The following is a 20,393-nucleotide window of genomic DNA, read 5'->3' as shown; positions in this document are numbered from 1 at the left end:
CCCGGAGGGCCGCTGCCAGGCATCCGACGCGCTCGGGAGCGTGTGCCGCGTCGGCCGACACACCGGTTCGGGTTACGCTGCGGGTTGACCAGGTCCCCGCAGCCGGGAGCGGCCGGCCGGCCCCGACGACCGCGGTGGTGACGAGTCCCGGTGGCCGGATGCTCGGTACGGCTGCCCGACAGACCGGCGCTCACGTCGGACGAGGATCGGCAACGTGTATCTGAAGAGCCTGACGGTGAAGGGTTTCAAGTCCTTCGCCTCCGCGACGACGCTCCGGCTGGAACCGGGCATCACCTGTGTGGTGGGCCCGAACGGCTCCGGCAAGTCGAACGTCGTCGACGCCATCGCCTGGGTGCTCGGCGAGCACAGCGCCAAGGCGCTGCGGGGCGGCAAGATGGAGGACGTCATCTTCGCCGGCACCGCCGGTCGGGCGCCACTGGGCCGGGCCGAGGTGACACTCACCATCGACAATACCGACGGTGCCCTGCCGATCGACTACACCGAGGTGTCGATCACCCGTCGGATGTTCCGCTCCGGCGAGAGCGAGTACGAGATCAACGGCAACTCCTGCCGGTTGCTCGACATCCAGGAACTTCTCTCCGACTCCGGCATCGGGCGAGAGATGCACGTCATCGTCGGACAGGGCCAGCTCGACGCCGTACTGCACGCCAAGCCGGAGGACCGGCGCGCGTTCATCGAGGAGGCGGCCGGCGTACTGAAGCATCGCAAGCGCAAGGAAAAGGCGCTGCGCAAGCTGGACGCGATGCAGACCAACCTCAACCGGCTCAACGACCTGACCGCCGAGTTGCGCCGCCAGCTCAAGCCCCTGGGCCGGCAGGCCGAGGTGGCCCGCCGGGCCGCCGCGATCCAGTCCAACCTGCGTGACGCCCGGCTGCGGCTGCTCGCCGACGACCTCGCCACCCTGCGTACGACCCTGGACAAGGAGATCGCCGACGAGGCCGCCCTGCGGGACCGGCGGGAGCAGGTCGAGGCGGAGCACACCGAGGTCCAGCGGCGCCTCGGTGAACTGGAGGAGGCGCTCGCCGAGGACGCGCCGCTGCTCACCCGGGCCCAGGAGACCTGGTACAAGCTCTCCGCGTTGCAGGAGCGGTTCCGCTCCACCGAACAGCTCGCCCGGGAACGGCTCCGGCACCTGAGCGCCACCCCGGACGACGAACGACCCGGCCGGGACCCGGACCAGCTCGCCGCCGAGGCGGAGACGGTCCGGGAGCACGAGGCGGAACTGCGCGCCGCCCTCACCGACGACCAGATCCGCCTGGCCGAGGCGGTGGAGAACCGCCAGCAGCTCGAACGGCAGCTCGCCGAGGCGGAACGGGCGCTGGTCACCGCCGCCAAGGCGATCGCCGACCGGCGGGAGGGGCTGGCCCGGCTCACCGGTCAGGTCAACTCGGCGCGGGCCCGTACCGGGACCGCGGCAGAGGAGATCGCCCGGTTGGCCGCCGCGCACACCGACGCCCAGGGGCGGGCGGAACGGGCACAGGCCGAGGTGGACGCGGTGGCCGCCCAGTCGACCGCGGCCGAGCGGGACAACGTCGACCTCGACGCCCGGCACGCCGAGGCGCAGGCCGCGCACGAGGCCGCGAACGCGACCGTACGGGCGCTGTCGGATGCCGAGCGCCGGGCAGAGAAGGACGCGGCGACCTGGAAGGCGCGCGAGGAGGCGCTGGCCATGGGGCTGCGCCGCAAGGACGGTGCCGGGGCGCTGCTGGCCCGCGCCGACCAGGTGCCTGGGCTGCTCGGCGGGCTGGCCGGGATGCTGACCGTCGCGCCGGGAAACGAGGCCGCGCTGGCCGCCGCGCTCGGTGCGCTCGCCGACGCGGTCGCGGTCAGCGGGGTGGACGAGGCAGCCGAGGCGATGCGGCTGCTCAAGATCCAGGACGCCGGCCGGGCCAGTCTCCTGGTCGGCGGTGCCGCCGGACCCGGCATGATCGGCTCACTGGACGCGCTCCGCCCCGCCCTGCCCGACGGTGCCCGCTGGGCGCCCGACCTGGTCGGCGCCCCGGAGGAGATCCGCCCGGCGGTGCACCGGGCGCTGCGTGACGTCGTACTCGTCGACGACCTTGAGGCGGCGACCCGGCTGGTCGGCGCGAACCCGGAGCTGCGCGCGGTCACCCCGGACGGTGACGTGGTCGGCGCCTACGCCGCGGCCGGCGGCTCGGCCAAGGCACCGAGTTTCATCGAGGTCCAGGCCGCCGTCGAGGAGGCCCGGACCAACCGGCTCACCGCCGAGGCGACCATCGCCGAACTCACCGGCCAGCTCGCCGACGCCCGAGCCGAGGTGGCCGAACGCAAGGACGCCGTCACCGCCGCCGCGGCCGTCAAGCGGGAGGCCGAGGGCCAGCGCAACGCCGCCGCCCGCCGGCTCGCCGAACTCGGCGCCGCCGCCCGCTCCGCCAAGGCCGAAACCGACCGGCTGGGTCAGTCCCGGGCCAAGGCCGAAGAGGCCCGCGACCAGGACCTCGCCGGGCTCGCCGAGTTGGAGGAGCGGCTGCGGCTGGCCGAGGTCACCCCGATCGACGCCGAACCGTCCACCGAGGAACGCGACGAACTCGCCCGCTACCTGCCGCCCGCCCGGCAGAACGAGATGGAGGTCCGGCTCGCCGTCCGTACCGCCGAGGAACGGGTCGCCGCCATCGCCGGCCGGGCCGACTCCCTGGTCCGGCAGGCGAACGCCGAACGGGCCGCCCGCGAGCGGGCCGCCGCCCGCCGGGCCGCGCGTACCCGTGGGGCCGGGATCGCCCGCGCGGTCGAGTACGGCGCCCGCGAGGCGCTCACCCGGGTGGTGGCCTCCCTCACCGCCGCCGAGCGGACCCGCGACGAGGTCGCCCGCGCCCGCGCCTCCCGCGAGGCAGAGCTGCAGGAGGTACGGGGCGCGGCCAAGCGGCTCGGCGCCGACCTCGAGCGGCTGACCAGCGCGGTGCACCGGGACGAGGTGGCCCGAGCCGAACAACGGATGCGGATCGAGCAGCTCGAAATCAAGGCCGCCGAGGACTTCGCCCTCGACGTGGAGACGCTGATCAGCGAGTACGGACCGCAGCAGCTGGTCCCGCCCACCCCGGCGGACGTAGCCATGGCCGAGCGGGACGGTACGCCGGTGCCCGAGCCGGTGCCGTTCGAGCGCCCGGTGCAGGAGAAGCGGGCCGCCAAGGCCGAACGGGAACTGGCCCTGCTGGGCAAGGTCAACCCGCTCGCCCTGGAGGAGTTCGCCGCCCTCGAAGAGCGGTTCAAGTTCCTCTCCGAGCAGCTCGAAGACCTCAAGGCCACCCGCCGTGACCTGCTCACCGTGGTCAAGGACGTGGACGACCGGATCCTCGAGGTCTTCGCCAGCGCGTTCGCCGACACCGCCCGCGAGTTCGAGCAGGTCTTCACCGTCCTCTTCCCCGGCGGCGAGGGACGGCTGATCCTCACCGAGCCGGACGACCTGCTCACCACCGGCGTCGAGGTCGAGGCCCGCCCGCCCGGCAAGAAGATCAAGCGGTTGTCGCTGCTCTCCGGCGGGGAGCGGTCGCTGACCGCCGTCGCCATGCTGGTGGCGATCTTCCGCGCCCGGCCCAGCCCGTTCTACATCATGGACGAGGTGGAGGCGGCGCTCGACGACGTCAACCTCGGTCGCCTGATCACCCTGATGGCGCAGCTCAGGGAGAAGAGCCAGCTCATTATCATCACCCACCAGAAGCGCACCATGGAAGTGGCCGACGCGCTGTACGGCGTCACCATGCGCAACGGGGTCACCGAGGTGATCAGCCAGCGGCTCAGCAGGGAAGAGGACTGATGGCTCGGGAAAAGGCGACGGCACTGCTGGTCGACCTCGACGGGGTACTGCGACGGTGGGATCCGGCGGTCAACGAGGCGGTGGAGCGGGAGTTCGGCCTCCCGGCCGGCGCGCTGCTCGACACCGCGATGCGCTGGTCTCTGCTCCAGCCGGCGGTCACCGGTCAGATCAGTCACCTGGACTGGATGGCCGGGGTAGCGGACGCGCTGGCCGAACCGGCCGGCAGCCGGGAGCGGGCGCTGGCCGCCGTCGACCAGTGGCAGGCGTACCGGGGCGAGGTCGACCAGGAGGTCCTCGCGTTCGTCCGGGAGGTGCGCGCGGGCGGCGTACGGGTTGGACTGGCAACCAACGCCACCGACCGGCTCGACGCGGATCTGGCCGAGCTGAACCTGGTGGACGAGGTGGACCTGGTCCTCAACTCGTCCGTACTCGGGGTGCACAAGCCGGCTCCCGAGTACTTCCGTACCGCCTGCGAGGCGCTCGCCACCCCGCCCCGCCGGGTTCTGTTCGTGGACGACGACGACCGCTCCGTACGCGGAGCCCGTGCCGCCGGCCTGCCGGCCCACCGCTGGACCAGCCCCGCCGACCTCCCCTACCTCCGCGCCGCCCTCACCCCCTGACCCCTGCGTCGCCCTCCCCCTGCGCCGCGCTGCCGCGTCCGCGCAGGGGCCTCCTGTAGAGAAAGAGTGGCAATCCGGGCCGGAATTACCACTCTTTCTCTACAAGAGGCGCCAGGCGGGGGAGGGGGCGCGGGGACTACGGGACGACGGTTACGGGCCAGTGGCCGGATTTGACCAGGCGGGTGGCGATCGAGCCGACCAGGCGGTGACCGGCCTGGGTGGAGGCACCGACCACGACCATGTCGGCCCGCATCTCGTCGGCGACCGTACGCAGTTCGGCGTACGGGTCACCGCGGCGGCCGAGGAAGGTCAGCGGTACACCCAGTTCCTCGGCGGCGCTGCCGACCTCGTGACGCAGCTCGGCGCCCAGCTCGTCCAGGGCGTCCTGCACCTGGCTGCCGATCCCCGGTGTCAGTCCGGCGAGTACGGACGGGGCGGCCACGAAGACCACCACCAGTTCGCTGTTCTGCCGGCGGGCCAGGCCGGCGGCGTACGCGACCGCCCGCATCGAGGTGACCGAACCGTCGACCCCGGCGAGCACCACCTTCGGGCCGTCCGTACCGCGTTCGAACGGTGACGGGGCGGTGGCCGGGCCGTACCGTACCCGGTCGGGCTGCTCGGTCCGGGGCGGGTCGTACGCCGGTTGGTCGGCGGGTTCGACGGTCATCGGACCGCTCCCGGCGCGGCGGTGGCCGTCCCCGGACGGAGCTGGCCGCCGGACTCGTGGGTTCCCGGCCGGTGCTGGCCGCCGGGCCCGGGTGTGCCCGTGCCGGACGGGTCGGTGCCGCTCTGCTGACGCAACGGGACCTCCTTGATGAAGATGACCGCGACCAGGGTGATCAGCGCGAAGGGTGCCGCGGTCAGGAAGATATCGCCTGCTCCGTGACCGTACGCGATCTCCACGACGGCACGGATCGGGCCGGGCAGGGTGGCCACGTTCGGGATCGCGCCACCGCTGTCGGGTGCGGCCACCCCGAGGTTGCCGAACCCGTCGGCTAGGTAGCCGGCGACCCGGTGTCCGAGTAGCGCACCGAGCGCGGAGACCCCGACCGCGCCGCCCAGGCTGCGGGAGAACGCGACCAGGGAGCTGGCCGCGCCGAGTTCGCGGACCGGGACCGTGTTCTGGACCGCGAGTACCAGGTTCTGCATGGTCATGCCGAGTCCGATACCCAGCACGGCCATGTAAACGCTCATCAGCGGGAAGCTGGTGTCGGCGCGGATCGTGCCCATCAGGGCGAAACCGACGGTGAGCAGGACCGCGCCGCTGACCAGGTAACGCTTCCACCGCCCGGTACGGGTGATCAGGCGTCCGGTGAGGGTCGAGGCGACGAGCAGTCCGAGGATCATCGGCAGGGTCATCAGCCCGGCCCGGGTGGGGCTCTCGCCCCGGCTGATCTGGAAGTACTGGCCGAGGAAGACGGAGGCGCCGTAGATGGCCACGCCGACCGCGACGCTGGCGAGGGTGGCCAGGGTGACGGTCCGGGAGCGGAACAGGTGCAGCGGGATGATCGGCTCGGTGGCCCGGGACTCGACCAGCAGGGCGAGGGCGCCGAGGGCGACCGCGCCGAGCACCATCACCGGGGTCTGCCAGGCCAGCCAGGCGAAGCTGTTGCCGGCGAGTGAGACCCAGATGAGCAGCAGCGAGACCGATGCGGCGATCAGCGTCGCGCCGAGGTAGTCGATCTTGACCTTGCGGGTGACCACCGGGAGGTTCAGGGTCTTCTGCAGCACCACGATCGCGGCCACCGCGAACGGCACCCCGACGTAGAAGCACCAGCGCCAGCCGAGCCACGAGGTGTCGACGATGACGCCGCCGATCAGCGGTCCGCCGATGGTGCCGAGGGCGAGGACCGCGCCGAGGTAGCCGCTGTACCGGCCGCGCTGCCGGGGCGCGATCATCGCGGCCAGGATGATCTGGGCGAGCGCGGTGAGGCCCCCGGCGCCGACGCCCTGCACGGCCCGGCAGGCGATCAGTTCGCCGGTGGTCTGGGCCAGACCGGCCAGCACCGAGCCGAGGACGTAGATCACCAGGGCGAGCTGGACCAGCATCTTCTTGCTGGTGAGGTCGGCGAGCTTGCCCCAGATCGGCGTGGTCGCGGTGAGCGCCAGCAGCGTCGCGGTGACCACCCAGGTGTACGACGACTCGGTGCCGTGCAGCTCGGAGATGATCCGGGGGAGGGCGTTCGAGACCACCGTCGACGACAGGATCGCCACGAACATGCCGAGCAGCAGCCCGGAGAGGGCTTCGAGGATCTGCCGGTGGGTCATCGGGGTTCCGGGAGCCGCGTCCGCGCTCGGATCGGATGCCGGGACCGCCGGCTCGGTTGCCTGGGTCATGGAGTGGTTCCTTCGGCGGATAGCTCTCCCCGGCGGGTTCCGCCGTCGCCCGCCGGTTGGTTGCCGTACCCCACGCTAGGCAGAACTAGTTGCCCCAGGCAACTAAAGCCGGGGAAGTGTGATCGGTCAGTCCGGCAGCGGGGGCGGCTGTCGCCGGTGGTCGTTCCCAGCCGGCAGCGGGAGCCGGCCGGCAGGCCCGGACGGTTCAGCGGGACTCGGCGTTGTACCGGGACAGCAACCGGGCGAACTCGACCTGGTCGGCGGTGGGCCAACCGGCCAGGGCCCGGTGCAACTGCTCCTGCCGGGCACGGCGGGCGTCGGCGAACCGGCGCTGCCCCTCCTCGGTCAGGTCGAGCAGGGCGGCGCGCCCGTCCACCGGGTCGGGTTGCCGCCGTACCAGGCCCAGTTCCGCCAGGGCGGCGATCTGCCGGCTGAGCGTGCCCTTGCCGATGCCCAGCTCCGCCGCCAGGTCGGTCAGCCGGGTCGGACCGGACCGGAACAGCAGGAGCAGCAGCCCGTACGCGTTCGGCTCCAGGCGCGGGTGCACCTCCCGGGCCACCTCCCAGGAGACCGCCCGGGCCCGGCGCAACAGCACGGTCAGCTCGTGCTCGACCGCACGCAGCGGTTCCGGCTCGGCCGTGTCCCGGCTGCCGTCCCCGTCGCCCCGCTCGCCCGCCACCGATCTCCCTCCCCGGAGGATCACCCCGTCCGCCGGTCACCGATCTCCACCGGATCGCGGACCGGGGCGGGTCGGGCACGTCGCACGCCGCCCGCCCACCGTCCGTCGGCGGAAACCGCCCTGATCAGCCTACGACCGGCTCGGGCCGGCGGCCTCCGTCGGCCGGGCGAGGTGCTGGTGGCCGACCACCCGCAGGACCCCGTCCTTGCCGGTGCCCTCGATCACCACCTCGGCCGCCGGGCCGGTGTGCCGCAGGCTGCTGATCGCGTTGCCGAAGTACGGCCCGGTCAGCCGCCGCCAGCGCACCCCCGGCCGCCGCACCCCGGCGGTACGGGCCAGCGCCCGCGCCGCCCCGCTCGGGCCGGGGTGCCACCCCAGCTTCAGCAGCGGGCGCATGAACGCGGGCACCTGGTTGTGGATCGGCGAACAGGTCAACTGGTGTACGGGGGTCTTCACCTCGTCGGTGAACCGCGCCCGGGCGACGTACGAGTGGTGCACGTCGCCGGAGAGCACGCTGATCGACGCCGGTGCCGGGTACGCCGGACCCGCCCCGACCAGCGCCGGGGCGTCACCACCGTCGGCACCGGCATCCTCGGTCCGGCCGGTCCCGATCCGGGCGAAGAGGGCGGCCAGGGACTCGAACGACCGGTCGAAGGCGGCCCAGTGCTCCAGGTCGAAGGCCCGGCGCAGCCGCTCGGCGAACGCGGCCACCCGGGGGCGGCGGGAGTCGGCGAGCCGCTCGTTCCACGACTCGACGTGGTGTACGGCGGGCGGGAGCAGCCAGGGCAGCGACGAACCGACCACCAGGTGGTCGTACCGGCCGTGGGCCCGGTCGACGAACCAGGCCCACTCCTCGGGCGAGAGCATCGACCGCCGGGACCGGTCCAGCACCCGGCCGCACCGGTTGTCCAGCATCACCAGCCGGGTCCGGCCGATGTCGAGGCCGTAGCTCCACTGGTAGCGCCCGACCCGTACCGGCCCGCCGAGCGGGTCGCCACCGGCCACGCCCCCCGTGGTGTGGCCGGCGGCCTCGGACACGTGCGCGTCCACCTGCTCGCCGAACTCCCGCAGGACCGAGGTGGCATCCTCGGCGGCGATGACCTTGGCGTAGACGGGGTCGGCCGCGACCTCGTCCGGGTCGAGGTTGCCGAGGTGCTGGTAGACCCAGTAGGAGGCGATCCCACTGGCGATCCGCTCGTTCCACCAGGGCTCTTCGCGTACCTCGGCCCGCCAGCGCGCCGAGGTGTTCCAGTCGTCGATGATCTCGTGGTCGTCGAACATCATCACGCTCGGCACGGTCGCCAGCAGCCAGCGGATCTCCGGGTCGCGCCAGGACTCCAGGTAGAGCTTGGTGTACTCGTCGAAGCTGACCACCTGGTCGGCCGGGGCGCCGTGCGGCCGGTGCCGGCGGCGGCTGAGCAGCTTGCGGACCGTAGGCGAGGTCTGGTCCGCGTACACCTGGTCGCCGAGGAGCACCATCAGGTCGGGCAGGTCGGCCGCCGCGTCCCCGCTGGCCATCAACCGCCGGGCGTACGCGTCGAGGGCGTCCGGCGGCAGTCGGCGGGCGGTCGCGTGCTGGGTGGTCTCCCGGCACGAGCCGAAGATCAGGTGCACCGGGTCGGTCTCGTCGTCGCCCCGGGTACGGATCAGGCTCGGCGGGTACTTCGACTCGGGCTGCGGCCAGACCAGCTCGTCGTCGAGCCACACCTCGTACGGTTCGGCGCTGCCCGGCGTCAGCCCCTCCACGACCACCAGCGCGTAGTGGTGGTCGAAGGCGGTGAACGTGGCGGCCGTACCGCTGGCGCCGGACGCGGTCCGGACCCGGGCGACGGCGGGTGAGCTCGTCTCCACCCAGACGGTGGCGCGGGTGCCGACCACGCGGCGCAGCAGCGGGCCGATCAGCAACCGACTTTCGGGCATCGTTGGACCTCCGAGGGGTGGGTGAACCCATCCTTGCTACCCGGCGGGTCCCACCGCCATCCGGGTTTCGCCGGAGGGTACCGGTGATCTCCGTCGCGCCCATCGGGAGCGGCGGCTGGGCCGGCCGAGCCGGCATCTGTCAGGATTCCCGCATGGAGTACCTCGTTCTCGCGCTGATCCTGCTAGGTGTGCTGCTGCTCGGCACCGTCGGCCTGGTGGTGCCGCGGCTGCGTCGGCGGCCCGAGCCGCCGCTGCCGCCCGAGACGAGCGTGTCTACCCGCCCCACCGGCGTGATCACCCCGGAGGCACCGGAAGTCACGGAAGGGCAGGTCACCGACACGGCGACCGCGCCACCGGCACCGGTGGCGCCGCCGGCCGAACCGGCACCGACGCTGGAACGCCCGGAACCGACCGCCGGCCGGCTGGTCCGGCTGCGGACCCGGCTGTCCCGCTCGCAGAACGTCTTCGGCAAGGGACTGCTCACCCTGCTCAGCCGGGACCACCTCGACGAGGAGGTCTGGGAGGAGATCGAGGACGCGCTGATCACCGCCGACGTCGGCGTGGACGCCACCCGGGAGATCGTCGACCGGTTGCGCGAGCGGACCGCGGTGCTCGGCACCCGTACGGCGCGTGACCTGCGCACCCTGCTCGCGGTCGAACTGGTCAACGCGCTCGATCCGGGGATGGACCGGGCACTGCGGGCCACCGCGCACGACGGCACCCCCGGTGTGGTGCTGGTGGTCGGGGTCAACGGCGCCGGCAAGACCACCACCTGCGGCAAGATCGCCCGGGTGCTGGTCGCGGACGGTCGTACGGTGCTGCTCGGTGCCGCGGACACGTTCCGGGCCGCCGCCGCGGAACAGCTCACCACCTGGGGCGGCCGGGTGGGTGCCGAGGTGGTCCGGGGGCCGGAGGGAGCCGATCCGGCGAGTGTGGCGTTCGACGCGGTCCGCCGGGGTATCGAACTCGGGGTGGACACCGTACTGATCGACACCGCGGGGCGGTTGCAGAACAAGGTCGGCCTGATGGACGAGCTGGGCAAGGTCAAGCGGGTGGTGGAGAAGCACGGCCCGGTCGACGAGACGCTGCTCGTACTGGACGCCACCACGGGGCAGAACGGGCTGGAGCAGGCCCGGGTGTTCATGGAGGTGGTCGACGTGACCGGGGTGGTGCTGACCAAGCTCGACGGCACCGCCAAGGGCGGGATCGTGATCGCCGTACAGCGCAAGCTCGGCCTGCCGGTCAAGCTGGTCGGCCTGGGCGAGGGCCCGGACGATCTGGCCCCGTTCGACCCCGCGCAGTTCGTCGACGCGCTCATCGGCGCCGATCCGCTGGGCGCCGAGGCGTAACCTCGGTGGCCTACCGTGAACCGCCGCCGCGCATCGGGAGACCGTACGTGACTTCGCAGGAAATTCCACTGCACGGCGGGAACGTGAGCACCGTCGTACGGGTCGGTGACACCGTCCGGCGCAACGCCGGGCCGTGGACGCCCTCGGTGCACGCGCTGCTGCGGCACCTGGAGTACGTCGGGTTCACCGGCTCGCCCCGCGCGCTCGGGATGGACGAGCGCAACCGGGAGGTGCTGTCCTACCTGGAGGGGGAGTGCGGGGAGTACCCGCTCGCCCCGCACTGGGTGACCGACGAGGCGCTGGTCACCGTCGCCACGATGCTCCGGATGTTCCACGACGCGCAGTACGGCTTCGCCCCGGTCACCGGCGCGGTCTGGCGGTCGTTCGGGCCGCCGCCGCCGGACACCGAGGTGATCTGCCACCACGACGCCGCCCCGCACAACGTGATCTGGCGCCCGGACGGGACCCTCGCGCTGATCGACTTCGACCTGGCCTCACCGGGTGCCCGGATCTACGACGTGGCGTACGCGGCCTGGACCTGGGTGCCGCTCTTCTCCGACCGGGACTCGTACACGCTGGGGTGGAAGCGGCCGAACCGGCCCCGCCGGCTGCGGTTGTTCGCGGACGCGTACGGTCTGATCCCACGGGACCGGCACCGGTTGGTGCGGACCATCCGTAAGCGGATCGTCGACCATGTCGAGGGGATCCGTCGGATGGCGGCGGCGGGCGAGCCGGCGTTCGTACGGATAGTGCACAAGGGCCATCTGCGGCGTCCGATGCGCGATCTCCGCCTGCTGGATTACGAACGGCACACCCTGGAGTACGCGCTCCGTTGACCCGTGTCGCTTTCCGTATACCTCCGGCGCGCCTTTCGGCTGATATGCCCCCACCCGTTCTATCGACTGTGAGACTTTCTTCACACGTACGAAACAACTGGTCACGGCCCGGAAACGCGGTGGAGACCCTGGGTGAAACAGCCGGCCGGGAAGCTTCCGCCCAACCGGCGCACGGGCGGCGCTGCCCCTGGGTCGGTGGAAGTTTCGGCTCGGGCAGCAAGGGCAGCGGGACAGTGCCCGGCACGAATCGGAGCTTTCGAGGGGAGGAAACTCACTTATAGGAGGCCAGCGTGCCTGAAGCACCGACGATCGACGGCGCCAACACTACGTGGCTGCTGGTTTCGACGGCGCTCGTGCTGCTCATGACACCCGGACTGGCGCTGTTCTACGGCGGCCTGAACCGGTCCAAGGGCGTACTTAACATGATGATGATGAGCTTCTCGGCTATCGGGCTCATCTCGATTCTGTGGTGGTTCTACGGATTCAGCGTCGCCTTCGGGGCCGACGTGAACGGGCTCTGGGGCGATCCCGGTGCCTACCTCGGTACCAAGACGTTCCTCGCGGAGACCGACCTCTGGGGCGCGACCGCGGAGAACCCCAGCGGCATCGGCGTCCCGCTCTACGTGTTCATGGCCTTCCAGATGGTCTTCGCGGTGATCACCGTCGCGCTGATCAGCGGCGCCATCTCCGACCGGGCCAAGTTCGGCGGCTGGCTGCTCTTCGCCTTCGGCTGGGCGACCCTGGTCTACTTCCCGGTGGCGCACTGGGTGTGGGGCGGCGGTTTCATCGGCGCCAAGATCCACGCGCTCGACTTCGCCGGTGGTACGGCAGTGCACATCAACGCCGGTGCGGCTGCGCTCGCCGTGGCTCTGGTGCTCGGCAAGCGGCTCGGCTGGCCCAAGGAGGGCATGAAGCCGCACAACATCCCGCTGGTGGCGCTCGGTGCCGGGCTGCTCTGGTTCGGCTGGTTCGGCTTCAACGCCGGCTCCGAACTGACCGTGGACTCGGTCGCAGGTCTGGCCTTCATCAACACCCAGCTCGCCACCGCCGCGGCGGTGCTCGGCTGGATCGTGGTCGAGTGGATCAAGGATGGCAAGCCGACCATGGTCGGTGCCTCCTCCGGTGCCATCGCCGGCCTGGTCGCGATCACCCCGGCCTGTGGTTTCATCGCTCCCTGGGCATCCGTGCTGCTCGGCATCGTCGCCGGTGTGGTCTGCGCCCTCGCGGTCGGCCTGAAGTACAAGCTCGGCTTCGACGACTCGCTCGACGTGGTCGGCGTGCACTTCGTCGGTGGCTGGATCGGGTCGCTCTGGCTCGGCCTGTTCGCCACCAACTCGGTCAACGCCGCGATCAGCGATGTGGTGGGCGGCTCCGACGGTCTCTTCTACGGCGGCGGCGCGACCCAGCTCGGTCGGCAGGCTCTCGCCGGCCTGGTCGTCACGGTATGGTCGTTCGCCATCGCCTGGGTGCTGGCCTTCGTGATCGAGAAGACCATCGGCTTCCGGGTCAAGTCCGAGGCCGAGGTCGACGGGATCGACATCGCGGAGCACGCTGAGGCCGGCTACGACCTCTCCACCGGTGGCGGTAGCGGCGGTGGCGGTGCGTTCGCCATGGCCGGGATCGGCACTCCCGGTAGCACCACGGCCGAGCCGGCCGCTCCGGTCAGCGAAAAGGTCGCCGGTTAACGTTCCTGTGATGGAGGGGTTGGACATGAAGCTGGTGACCGCGGTCATCAAGCCGTACCAGCTGGACGCGGTGAAGGAGGCCCTGCACGCCCTCGGCGTGGCCGGCCTGACCGTCAGCGAGGTCCAGGGGTACGGACGGCAGAAGGGCCACACCGAGGTGTACCGGGGTGCCGAGTACACCGTGGAGTTCCTGCCGAAGATCCGGGTCGAGGTGCTGACCGACGAGATCGACGTCGAGAAGGTCGTCGACGCGGTGGTCACGGCGGCCCGTACGGGCAAGATCGGTGACGGCAAGGTCTGGGTCACGGCCGTGGAGGATGTCGTCCGCGTCCGGACCGGTGAGCGCGGCCTCGACGCGCTCTGAGCATATGGCGATGACCAGGGGAACACCGCCGGCAGTCGGACTGACCGACGACGGAACACCGCTGCTCACCGCCGGGATCGGCGCCGCCGCACGCGAACAGCGTGCGGCGGCGCTCGACGCCTGGTTGGTGACACTGATGCCGGCAGTACCGGCCGGGGTGGCGCTGGTCGCGGTCGGCGGTCTCGGCCGCCGGCAGTTGTCCCCGTACAGCGATCTCGACCTGGTGCTGGTGCACGACGGCGTGCCCGGCATGGACGAGATCGCCGCCGCGCTCTGGTACCCGATCTGGGACGCCCGGCTCGGCCTGGACCACTCGGTCCGCACCATCCCCGAGGCGCTCTCCGTGGCGCACGACGACGTCAAGGTCGCCCTCGGGCTCCTCGACGCCCGGCACGTCGCCGGTGACGAGGCACTCAGCAACAAGCTCATCGCCGCCGCCGGTGACCAGTGGCGGCGTACCGCCGTGCGGCAGTTGCCGGTGCTGCACCAGGTGACCGCCGCCCGCTGGAAGGCGCACGGCGAACTCGCCTTCCTGCTCGAAGGCGACCTCAAGGAGGCCGCCGGCGGGTTGCGCGACGTGGGCCTGCTGCGCGCCATCGCGTACGCCGGGATCAGCGACGCCCTCCGACCGGCCGTACGCGCCGCCCATCTGCGGCTGCTCGACACCCGCGACGCACTGCACGTGTCCCGGGGCCGGCGGGTCGACCGCCTCGTCGCGCAGGAACGGGCCGCCGTCGCCACCCTGCTCGGGCTCGACGACGGCGACGCGGTGCTGCGCCGGGTGGCCGGCGACGCCCGTACGATCAGCCACGCCCTCGCCGACGCGTTCCGGTCCGCCGACCGGCTCCGCAGCGGACGGCTGCGCGGCCCCGACAACCGGGGCGCCGACGGCCGGCTCCTGCGCCGCCCGGTCGCCCGTGACGTGGTCGAACACGACGGCGAACTGGTCCTCGCCCGGACCGCGATCGGCGCCCGCCCCGATCCCAGCCTGTCGCTGCGGGTCGCCGCCGCCGCGGCCAGCACCGGGCTGCCGATCGCCCGCGCCACCTGCGAGTGGCTTGCCGCGTACTGCCCGCCGCTGCCGACCCCGTGGCCGGCGGCGGCCCGGGCCGCCCTGATCACCCTCCTCGGCGCCGGCCCCGGCCTGGTGCCCACCTGGGAAACCTGCGACCGGTACGGGCTGATCGACGGCTGGTTGCCGGAATGGCCCCGGCTGCGCAGCCTGCCCCAGCACAACCCGGTGCACCTGTTCACCCTCGACCGGCACCTGGTCCAGGCCGCCGCCGAGGCGACCGCGTACGCCCGCGAGGTGGAACGGCCCGACCTGCTGCTGCTCGCCGCGTTCCTGCACGACGTCGGCAAGGGCCTGCCCGGTGACCACAGCACCGTCGGTGCCCCGATCGCCGCCTCGATCGCCGCCCGGATCGGCCTCCCGCCGGCCGAGGTCGACCTGATCGAGAAGCTGGTCCGGCTGCACCTGCTGCTCCCCGAGGTGGCCACCCGGCGGGACCTGCGCGACCCGGTGACGATCTCCGGCGTGGCCGAAGCGGTCGGCGACAGCCACACCCTCAGCCTCCTGCACGGGCTCGCCCGCGCCGACGCCCAGGCCACCGGCCCGGCCGCCTGGTCGGACTGGAAGTCCCGGCTGATCGCCGAACTGGTCGGCAGGGTGCACACCGCTCTGGACACCGGTGAGCTGCCCGACCCCCCGACGCCGGATCCGGCGCTGCTGGAGGGGCCGCTGCCGGCCGTACACCTGGACGGGGCGCGGGTGGCGGTGGCCGCCGCCGACCGGCGCGGCCTGCTCGCCGCGGTCGCCGGTTGCCTGGCCCTGCACCGGCTCGAAGTGCTCTCCGCCGACGCGAGCACGGTCGCCGACCGGGGGCTGGTCGAGTTCCAGGTCCAGCCCCGGTACGGCACCCCACCCGACCCGATCGCGCTCAGCGCCGACCTGCGCCGCGCGGTCACCGGCGACGTGTCGGTGATCCAACGCCTTCGCGGCCGGGCCCTGGCCAGCAGGGGCGGCGGCGCGGCCCCGAAGGTGGTCTGGCACCGGGCGGCGGCCACCGACGCGGTGGTGCTCGAACTGCGCGCCGCCGACTCCGGTGGCCTGCTCTACCGGGTGACGAGCGCCCTGGACGAGGCCGGCGCCCTCGTCCGCGCCGCCAGGATCTCCACCCTGGGCGGCGACGTGGTCGACGCCTTCTACCTGGTCGGCGACTACTCCGACGAATCAGAACGTGACCGCGTCGAAGCCGCCGTCCTCGCCGCCGTCACCCCTTGACGCCCCCCGGCGCCTCTGTAGAGAAAGAGGGCTTATTCGCGCCCCGACAGCCCCTCTTTCTCTACAAGAGGCGCGCTTCGGGTGAGGTGGGGCGGCGGTGATCGGCGGCCGGTGGCAGCGACGCGGCGGCCGGGGTGCCGGGCGGCTACCCTAGCGTTGGCCGGAAGTGTCGCTGCCGGTCCGAGTCCTGCTCGCGGAAACTAGACAAACGGGATGTTGCGCCGTGTTTGACACCTTGAGTGACCGCCTCTCCGGGATCTTCACCAAGCTCCGTGGAAAGGGTCGGCTCACCGACGCCGACATCGACGCCACCGCCCGGGAGATCCGGCTGGCGTTGCTGGAGGCCGACGTCGCGCTGCCCGTCGTCAAGTCCTTCATCGCGAACCTGAAGGAACGGGCCCGGGGCGCCGAGGTCTCCCAGGCGCTCAACCCCGCCCAGCAGGTCATCAAGATCGTGCACGAGGAGCTGGTCGCGGTCCTCGGCGGCGAGGGCCGGCGGCTCCAGTTCGCCAAGAACCCGCCGACCGTGATCATGCTCGCCGGTCTCCAGGGTTCCGGTAAGACCACCCTTGCCGGCAAGCTCGCCCGCTGGCTCAAGGCACAGGGCCACCAGCCGATGCTGGTCGCCGCCGACCTCCAGCGTCCGAACGCGGTCGGCCAGTTGCAGGTGCTCGGCGGTCGGGCCGGCGTCGAGGTCTACGCCCCCGAGCCGGGCAACGGTGTCGGTGACCCGGTCCAGGTGGCCAAGGCGTCGATCGAGTACGCCAAGCGGGCCGCCCGCGACATCGTCATCGTCGACACCGCCGGCCGGCTCGGCATCGACGCCGAGATGATGGCCCAGGCCGCCTCGATCCGGGACGCGGTCGACCCGGACGAGGTCATCTTCGTGATCGACGCAATGGTGGGTCAGGACGCCGTACGGACCGCCGAGGCGTTCCGCGACGGGGTCGGCATCACCGGCGTTGTCCTCTCCAAGCTCGACGGTGACGCCCGCGGTGGTGCGGCGCTGTCCGTACGCGAGGTCACCGGGCAGCCGATCCTGTTCGCCTCCACCGGTGAGAAGCTGGAGGACTTCGACGTCTTCCACCCGGACCGGATGGCGAGCCGGATCCTCGGCATGGGCGACATGCTCACTCTGATCGAGCAGGCCGAGCAGGCCTTCGACTCCGATCAGAAGGAGAAGATGACCGCCAAGCTGATGGGCGGTGAGCAGTTCACCCTGGAGGACTTCCTCGACCAGCTCATCGCCGTACGGCGGATGGGTCCGATCGCCAACGTGCTGGCCATGATGCCCGGCATGGGACAGATGAAGGACCAGCTCGCCGACCTGGACGACAGCCACTTCGACCGGGTCACCGCGATCATCCGGGGCATGACGCCCGGCGAGCGGACCAACCCGAAGATCATCAACGGCTCCCGCCGGCTCCGCATCGCCAACGGCTCCGGGGTCACCGTGATGGACGTCAACCAGCTGCTCAACCGCTTCACCGAAGCGCAGAAGATGATGAAGCAGATGGGCGGCATGATGGGCCTGCCCGGTGGCCGGCGCAAGGCGACCAAGTCGCCGAAGAACAAGCGCAAGGGCACCAAGGGCGGCAACCGCCCCCGCGTCGGCGGTCCCGCCGGTGGCTTCCCCGGTGGCGGGATGCCCGGCATGCCGCAACTCCCGCCGGGCCTGGACCCGGGTGCCGGGCAGGGCCTGCCGCCCGGCTTCAAGCTGCCGAAACTCGACTTCAACAAGCTCACCAAGCGGCCCGACGACAACAAGTGAGCCAGCTTGACCCGGTTTCACTGCACGTACGCGGGGTCCTGCTCCCCGACGACGAGGTACGTGATCTGTGGCTGGTTGGTGACCGGGTCACGTACGAGCCGGTGGCCGGGGCGCAGACGATCAACGACGGCGGGTTCGTGCTGCCCGGACTCGTGGACGCGCACTGCCACATCGGCATCGCCCCGAGCGGGCGGCCGATCACCGGGCTGGACGAGGCTCGGGCGCTCGCCGTACCGGACCGGGAGGCGGGGGTCCTGGCGATCCGGGACGCGGGTTCGCCGTACCCGTACCCGGAGTTGGACGACGAGCCGGGACTGCCGCGACTGGCCCGCGCGGGCCGGCACATCGCCCCGCCGAAGCGCTACCTGCGCGACATCGGGGTCGAGGTGCCGGCGAGCGAGTTGCGGGCGGCCGTGGCCGAACAGGCGGCGGCCGGCAACGGCTGGGTCAAGCTGGTCGGCGACTGGATCGACCGGGACGCCGGCGACCTGGCGCCGACCTGGGACGAAGCCACCCTGACCGACGCGGTCCGGGCCGCGCACGAAGCCGGGGTACGCGCCGCGGTGCACACCTTCTCCGAGTCCGCCGTCGACATCATGGTCCGGGCCGGGGTGGACTCGGTCGAGCACGGCACCGGGCTCGGCGTGGACCTGGTCGACGAGATGGCCCGCCGGGGCACCGCACTCGTCCCCACGATGATCAACATCGACACCTTCGGTGGCATCGCCGAACGTGCCGCCGAACGCTTCCCCGGCTACGCCAAACACATGCTCGCCCTGCGCGACGGCTTCCCCGACGTGGTCCGGGCCGCGTACGAGGCCGGCGTGCCGATCTTCGTCGGTACGGACGCCGGTGGTGGGATCAACCACGGCCTCGCCGCCGAGGAGATGCTGCTGCTGCACGAGCGGGCCGGCATGTCCACCCTGGACGTCCTCGCCGCGGGCTCCTGGGGAGCCAGAGCGTGGCTTGGCTTCCCCGGCCTGGTCGAAGGCGGCCTCGCCGACCTCGTCGTCTACGACACCGACCCCCGCACCGACCTGCGGGTGCTCCGCACCCCGAGCCGCATAGTCCTACGCGGCCAAGTCGTCCGCTGACGCATCGCCCCTTGATCCACGCGCGCCGAGGTGTCTCGCGTGATCCACGCGCTGACCGTCTCGTTTGAGCACGCGCGCTGAGGTGTCTCGCTTGATCCACGCGCGCTGAGCTGTTCTCGGGGCGCCCTGGGCAACAGCTCAGCGCGCGTGGATCAAGGGAAGCTGGTCCGCCGACCGGTGGTTGAACACCTGCGCGGTGGGAGAAGCGGTAGGTTGCCGGTGTGCTTGCTCTTTCCCTGGAGGAAATCGCCGCAGCCATAGGTGGCGTCGTCCATGATGCCGATGATCCAGCCGTGACCGTTGTGGCTCCCGTGGTGTTCGACTCGCGACAGGTGGAGCGGGGCGGCCTGTTCGTCGCGCTGCCCGGCGAGCGGGTGGACGGGCACGACTTCGCCGCTGCTGCCACCGAGGCGGGCGCGGCGGGCGTGCTGGCGTCGCGTCCGGTTGGCGTGCCGGCAATCGTGGTCGAGGACGTGGTGACCGCTTATGGCCGGCTGGCGCGGGCACTGGTCGATCGTCTCGGCAATGCGACGGTGATCGGTGTGACGGGGTCGGTCGGCAAGACTTCGACCAAGGACATCCTGGGTCAGGTGCTGGCGGGGTTCGGGGACACCGTCACCAACCGTGCCTCGAACAACAATGAGCTGGGCCTGCCGTACACGGTTACCAGGGCGACGGCCGACACTCGATATCTCGTGCTGGAGATGGGCGCCAGGGGAATCGGTCACATCAGGTATCTGACCTCGATCGCTCCGCCCAGGGTAGGCGTGGTGACCAAGATCGGATTCGCCCACGTGGGCGAGTTCGGCTCGGTCGACAACATCGTGACCGCCAAGGGCGAGCTGGTCGAAGCACTGCCCGACGATGGACTGGCGGTACTCAACGCGGATGACCCGAAGGTGCTGGGGATGGCCGCCAGGACCAGGGCGAGGGTGTTGACCTTCGGCCTCGATGACAACGCCGACGTGCGAGCCGAGGATGTCACTTCCGATGACCTTGGCCGCCCCGTGTTCCGGCTCGTCTTCGGTGCCGACCGGGCTGAGGTGCGGCTGCGGCTGTATGGGACGCATCAGGTGGCGAATGCGCTCGCTGCGGCGGCCGTCGCGATCGGACTGGGTCACCCCGTCGGTGCTGTAGCGGAGGGGCTGTCACAGGCGGAGGCGCTGTCGCCGGGGCGGATGCAGGTGACCGTACGGCCGGACGGGATCACGGTCATCAACGACGCCTACAACGCGAGCCCGGACGCGATGCGGGCGGCGCTGCTGGCGCTGGCCGACATGAGCGCCCGCGATGGCCGTCGCGCAGTCGCGGTGCTCGGCGAGATGGCCGAACTGGGGGATCAAGCGACGCAGACCCATCGGGAGATCGGGGAACGGGTCGCGGGCATCGGGGCTGCCTGGCTGGTGGCAATCGGTGGCGACGGTGCGGACCAGTATGCGGCCGGCGCGTCCACCGGGAGCACGGTCGTGGATCGGGTGCCGGATGCCTCAGCGGCGCTCGGGAAGCTGCGCGTCGGACTCCGGCCGGGCGATGTGGTGCTGGTGAAGGCGGCAAACGCCGCCGGACTCCAGGCGCTCGCGCACCAGTTGACGGAGTCCGACGGCGTGCCGGTGGTCTAGTGGGGGGCTAGACCGTCTGTGATGGCGCTTTTCGGGCGGCGA

14 protein-coding genes are annotated in these 20,393 nt (G+C 71.8%); 10 read left to right on the top strand and 4 right to left on the bottom strand.

The features are described 5' to 3' along the window. The first annotated feature begins 214 nt into the window (after positions 1-214). Entirely contained in the window at positions 215-3,793 is a 3,579-nt protein-coding gene (gene smc / locus OIE47_RS05720; RefSeq protein WP_326560443.1) for a chromosome segregation protein SMC, read from the top strand. Then, positions 3,793-4,413, top strand: a complete 621-nt coding sequence (locus tag OIE47_RS05715; RefSeq protein WP_326560442.1) for an HAD-IA family hydrolase — start codon at positions 3,793-3,795, stop codon at positions 4,411-4,413. Before smc ends, OIE47_RS05715 begins: the two co-directional genes overlap by 1 nt. 136 nt (positions 4,414-4,549) lie before the next feature. Here the strand turns inward: OIE47_RS05715 and OIE47_RS05710 are convergent, their stop codons facing one another. The 4 genes from OIE47_RS05710 to OIE47_RS05695 all read right to left on the bottom strand — a co-directional run bounded on the left by OIE47_RS05710 (position 4,550) and on the right by OIE47_RS05695 (position 9,349). Continuing rightward, positions 4,550-5,080, bottom strand: a complete 531-nt coding sequence (locus OIE47_RS05710; RefSeq protein WP_326560441.1) for a universal stress protein — start codon at positions 5,078-5,080, stop codon at positions 4,550-4,552. Continuing rightward, a complete protein-coding gene (locus OIE47_RS05705) occupies positions 5,077-6,750 on the bottom strand; it encodes an MDR family MFS transporter (protein ID WP_442792055.1) in 1,674 nt (557 codons plus the stop codon). Before OIE47_RS05705 ends, OIE47_RS05710 begins: the two co-directional genes overlap by 4 nt. A gap of 205 nt (positions 6,751-6,955) precedes the next feature. Further along, positions 6,956-7,429, bottom strand: a complete 474-nt coding sequence (locus tag OIE47_RS05700; protein ID WP_326560440.1) for a MarR family winged helix-turn-helix transcriptional regulator — start codon at positions 7,427-7,429, stop codon at positions 6,956-6,958. Between the two features lie 129 nt (positions 7,430-7,558). Next, positions 7,559-9,349 carry an alkaline phosphatase D family protein gene (locus OIE47_RS05695; protein WP_326560439.1) on the bottom strand — a complete coding sequence of 597 codons (1,791 nt, stop codon included), beginning with the start codon at positions 9,347-9,349 and terminating at the stop codon, positions 7,559-7,561. Between the two features lie 152 nt (positions 9,350-9,501). On the opposite strand from OIE47_RS05695, the gene ftsY reads away from it, so the two are divergent. From ftsY to OIE47_RS05655, 8 genes are all read left to right on the top strand, one after another. Continuing rightward, positions 9,502-10,698, top strand: a complete 1,197-nt coding sequence (gene ftsY, locus OIE47_RS05690) for a signal recognition particle-docking protein FtsY (protein WP_326560438.1) — start codon at positions 9,502-9,504, stop codon at positions 10,696-10,698. Positions 10,699-10,703: 5 nt separating this feature from the next. Then, positions 10,704-11,534, top strand: coding sequence for an aminoglycoside phosphotransferase family protein (locus OIE47_RS05685; protein ID WP_326560437.1), 831 nt, complete (start codon positions 10,704-10,706; stop codon positions 11,532-11,534). Between the two features lie 290 nt (positions 11,535-11,824). Continuing rightward, entirely contained in the window at positions 11,825-13,219 is a 1,395-nt protein-coding gene (locus tag OIE47_RS05680; RefSeq protein ID WP_326560436.1) for an ammonium transporter, read from the top strand. Between the two features lie 25 nt (positions 13,220-13,244). Continuing rightward, positions 13,245-13,583 carry a P-II family nitrogen regulator gene (locus OIE47_RS05675; RefSeq protein ID WP_173041812.1) on the top strand — a complete coding sequence of 113 codons (339 nt, stop codon included), beginning with the start codon at positions 13,245-13,247 and terminating at the stop codon, positions 13,581-13,583. A 10-nt stretch (positions 13,584-13,593) separates the two neighbouring features. Beyond that, complete coding sequence (locus OIE47_RS05670) at positions 13,594-15,867, top strand: [protein-PII] uridylyltransferase (RefSeq protein WP_326560435.1); 2,274 nt, start codon at positions 13,594-13,596, stop codon at positions 15,865-15,867. A gap of 223 nt (positions 15,868-16,090) precedes the next feature. After that, positions 16,091-17,638 carry a signal recognition particle protein gene (ffh, locus tag OIE47_RS05665; protein WP_326560434.1) on the top strand — a complete coding sequence of 516 codons (1,548 nt, stop codon included), beginning with the start codon at positions 16,091-16,093 and terminating at the stop codon, positions 17,636-17,638. Further along, the gene (locus tag OIE47_RS05660; RefSeq protein WP_326560433.1) at positions 17,635-18,732 is read left to right on the top strand and encodes an amidohydrolase family protein; all 1,098 of its coding nucleotides are present in this window, start codon (positions 17,635-17,637) and stop codon (positions 18,730-18,732) included. Before ffh ends, OIE47_RS05660 begins: the two co-directional genes overlap by 4 nt. A 221-nt stretch (positions 18,733-18,953) precedes the next feature. Beyond that, positions 18,954-20,351, top strand: a complete 1,398-nt coding sequence (locus tag OIE47_RS05655) for a UDP-N-acetylmuramoyl-tripeptide--D-alanyl-D-alanine ligase (RefSeq protein ID WP_326560432.1) — start codon at positions 18,954-18,956, stop codon at positions 20,349-20,351. Positions 20,352-20,393: the final 42 nt, after the last annotated feature.

It is taken from the genome of Micromonospora sp. NBC_01796, from assembly GCF_035917455.1.
Classification (GTDB): domain Bacteria; phylum Actinomycetota; class Actinomycetes; order Mycobacteriales; family Micromonosporaceae; genus Micromonospora_G.
Note: the sequence above shows the minus strand (reverse complement) of the source record. Positions and strands in the feature narration are given on the sequence as shown.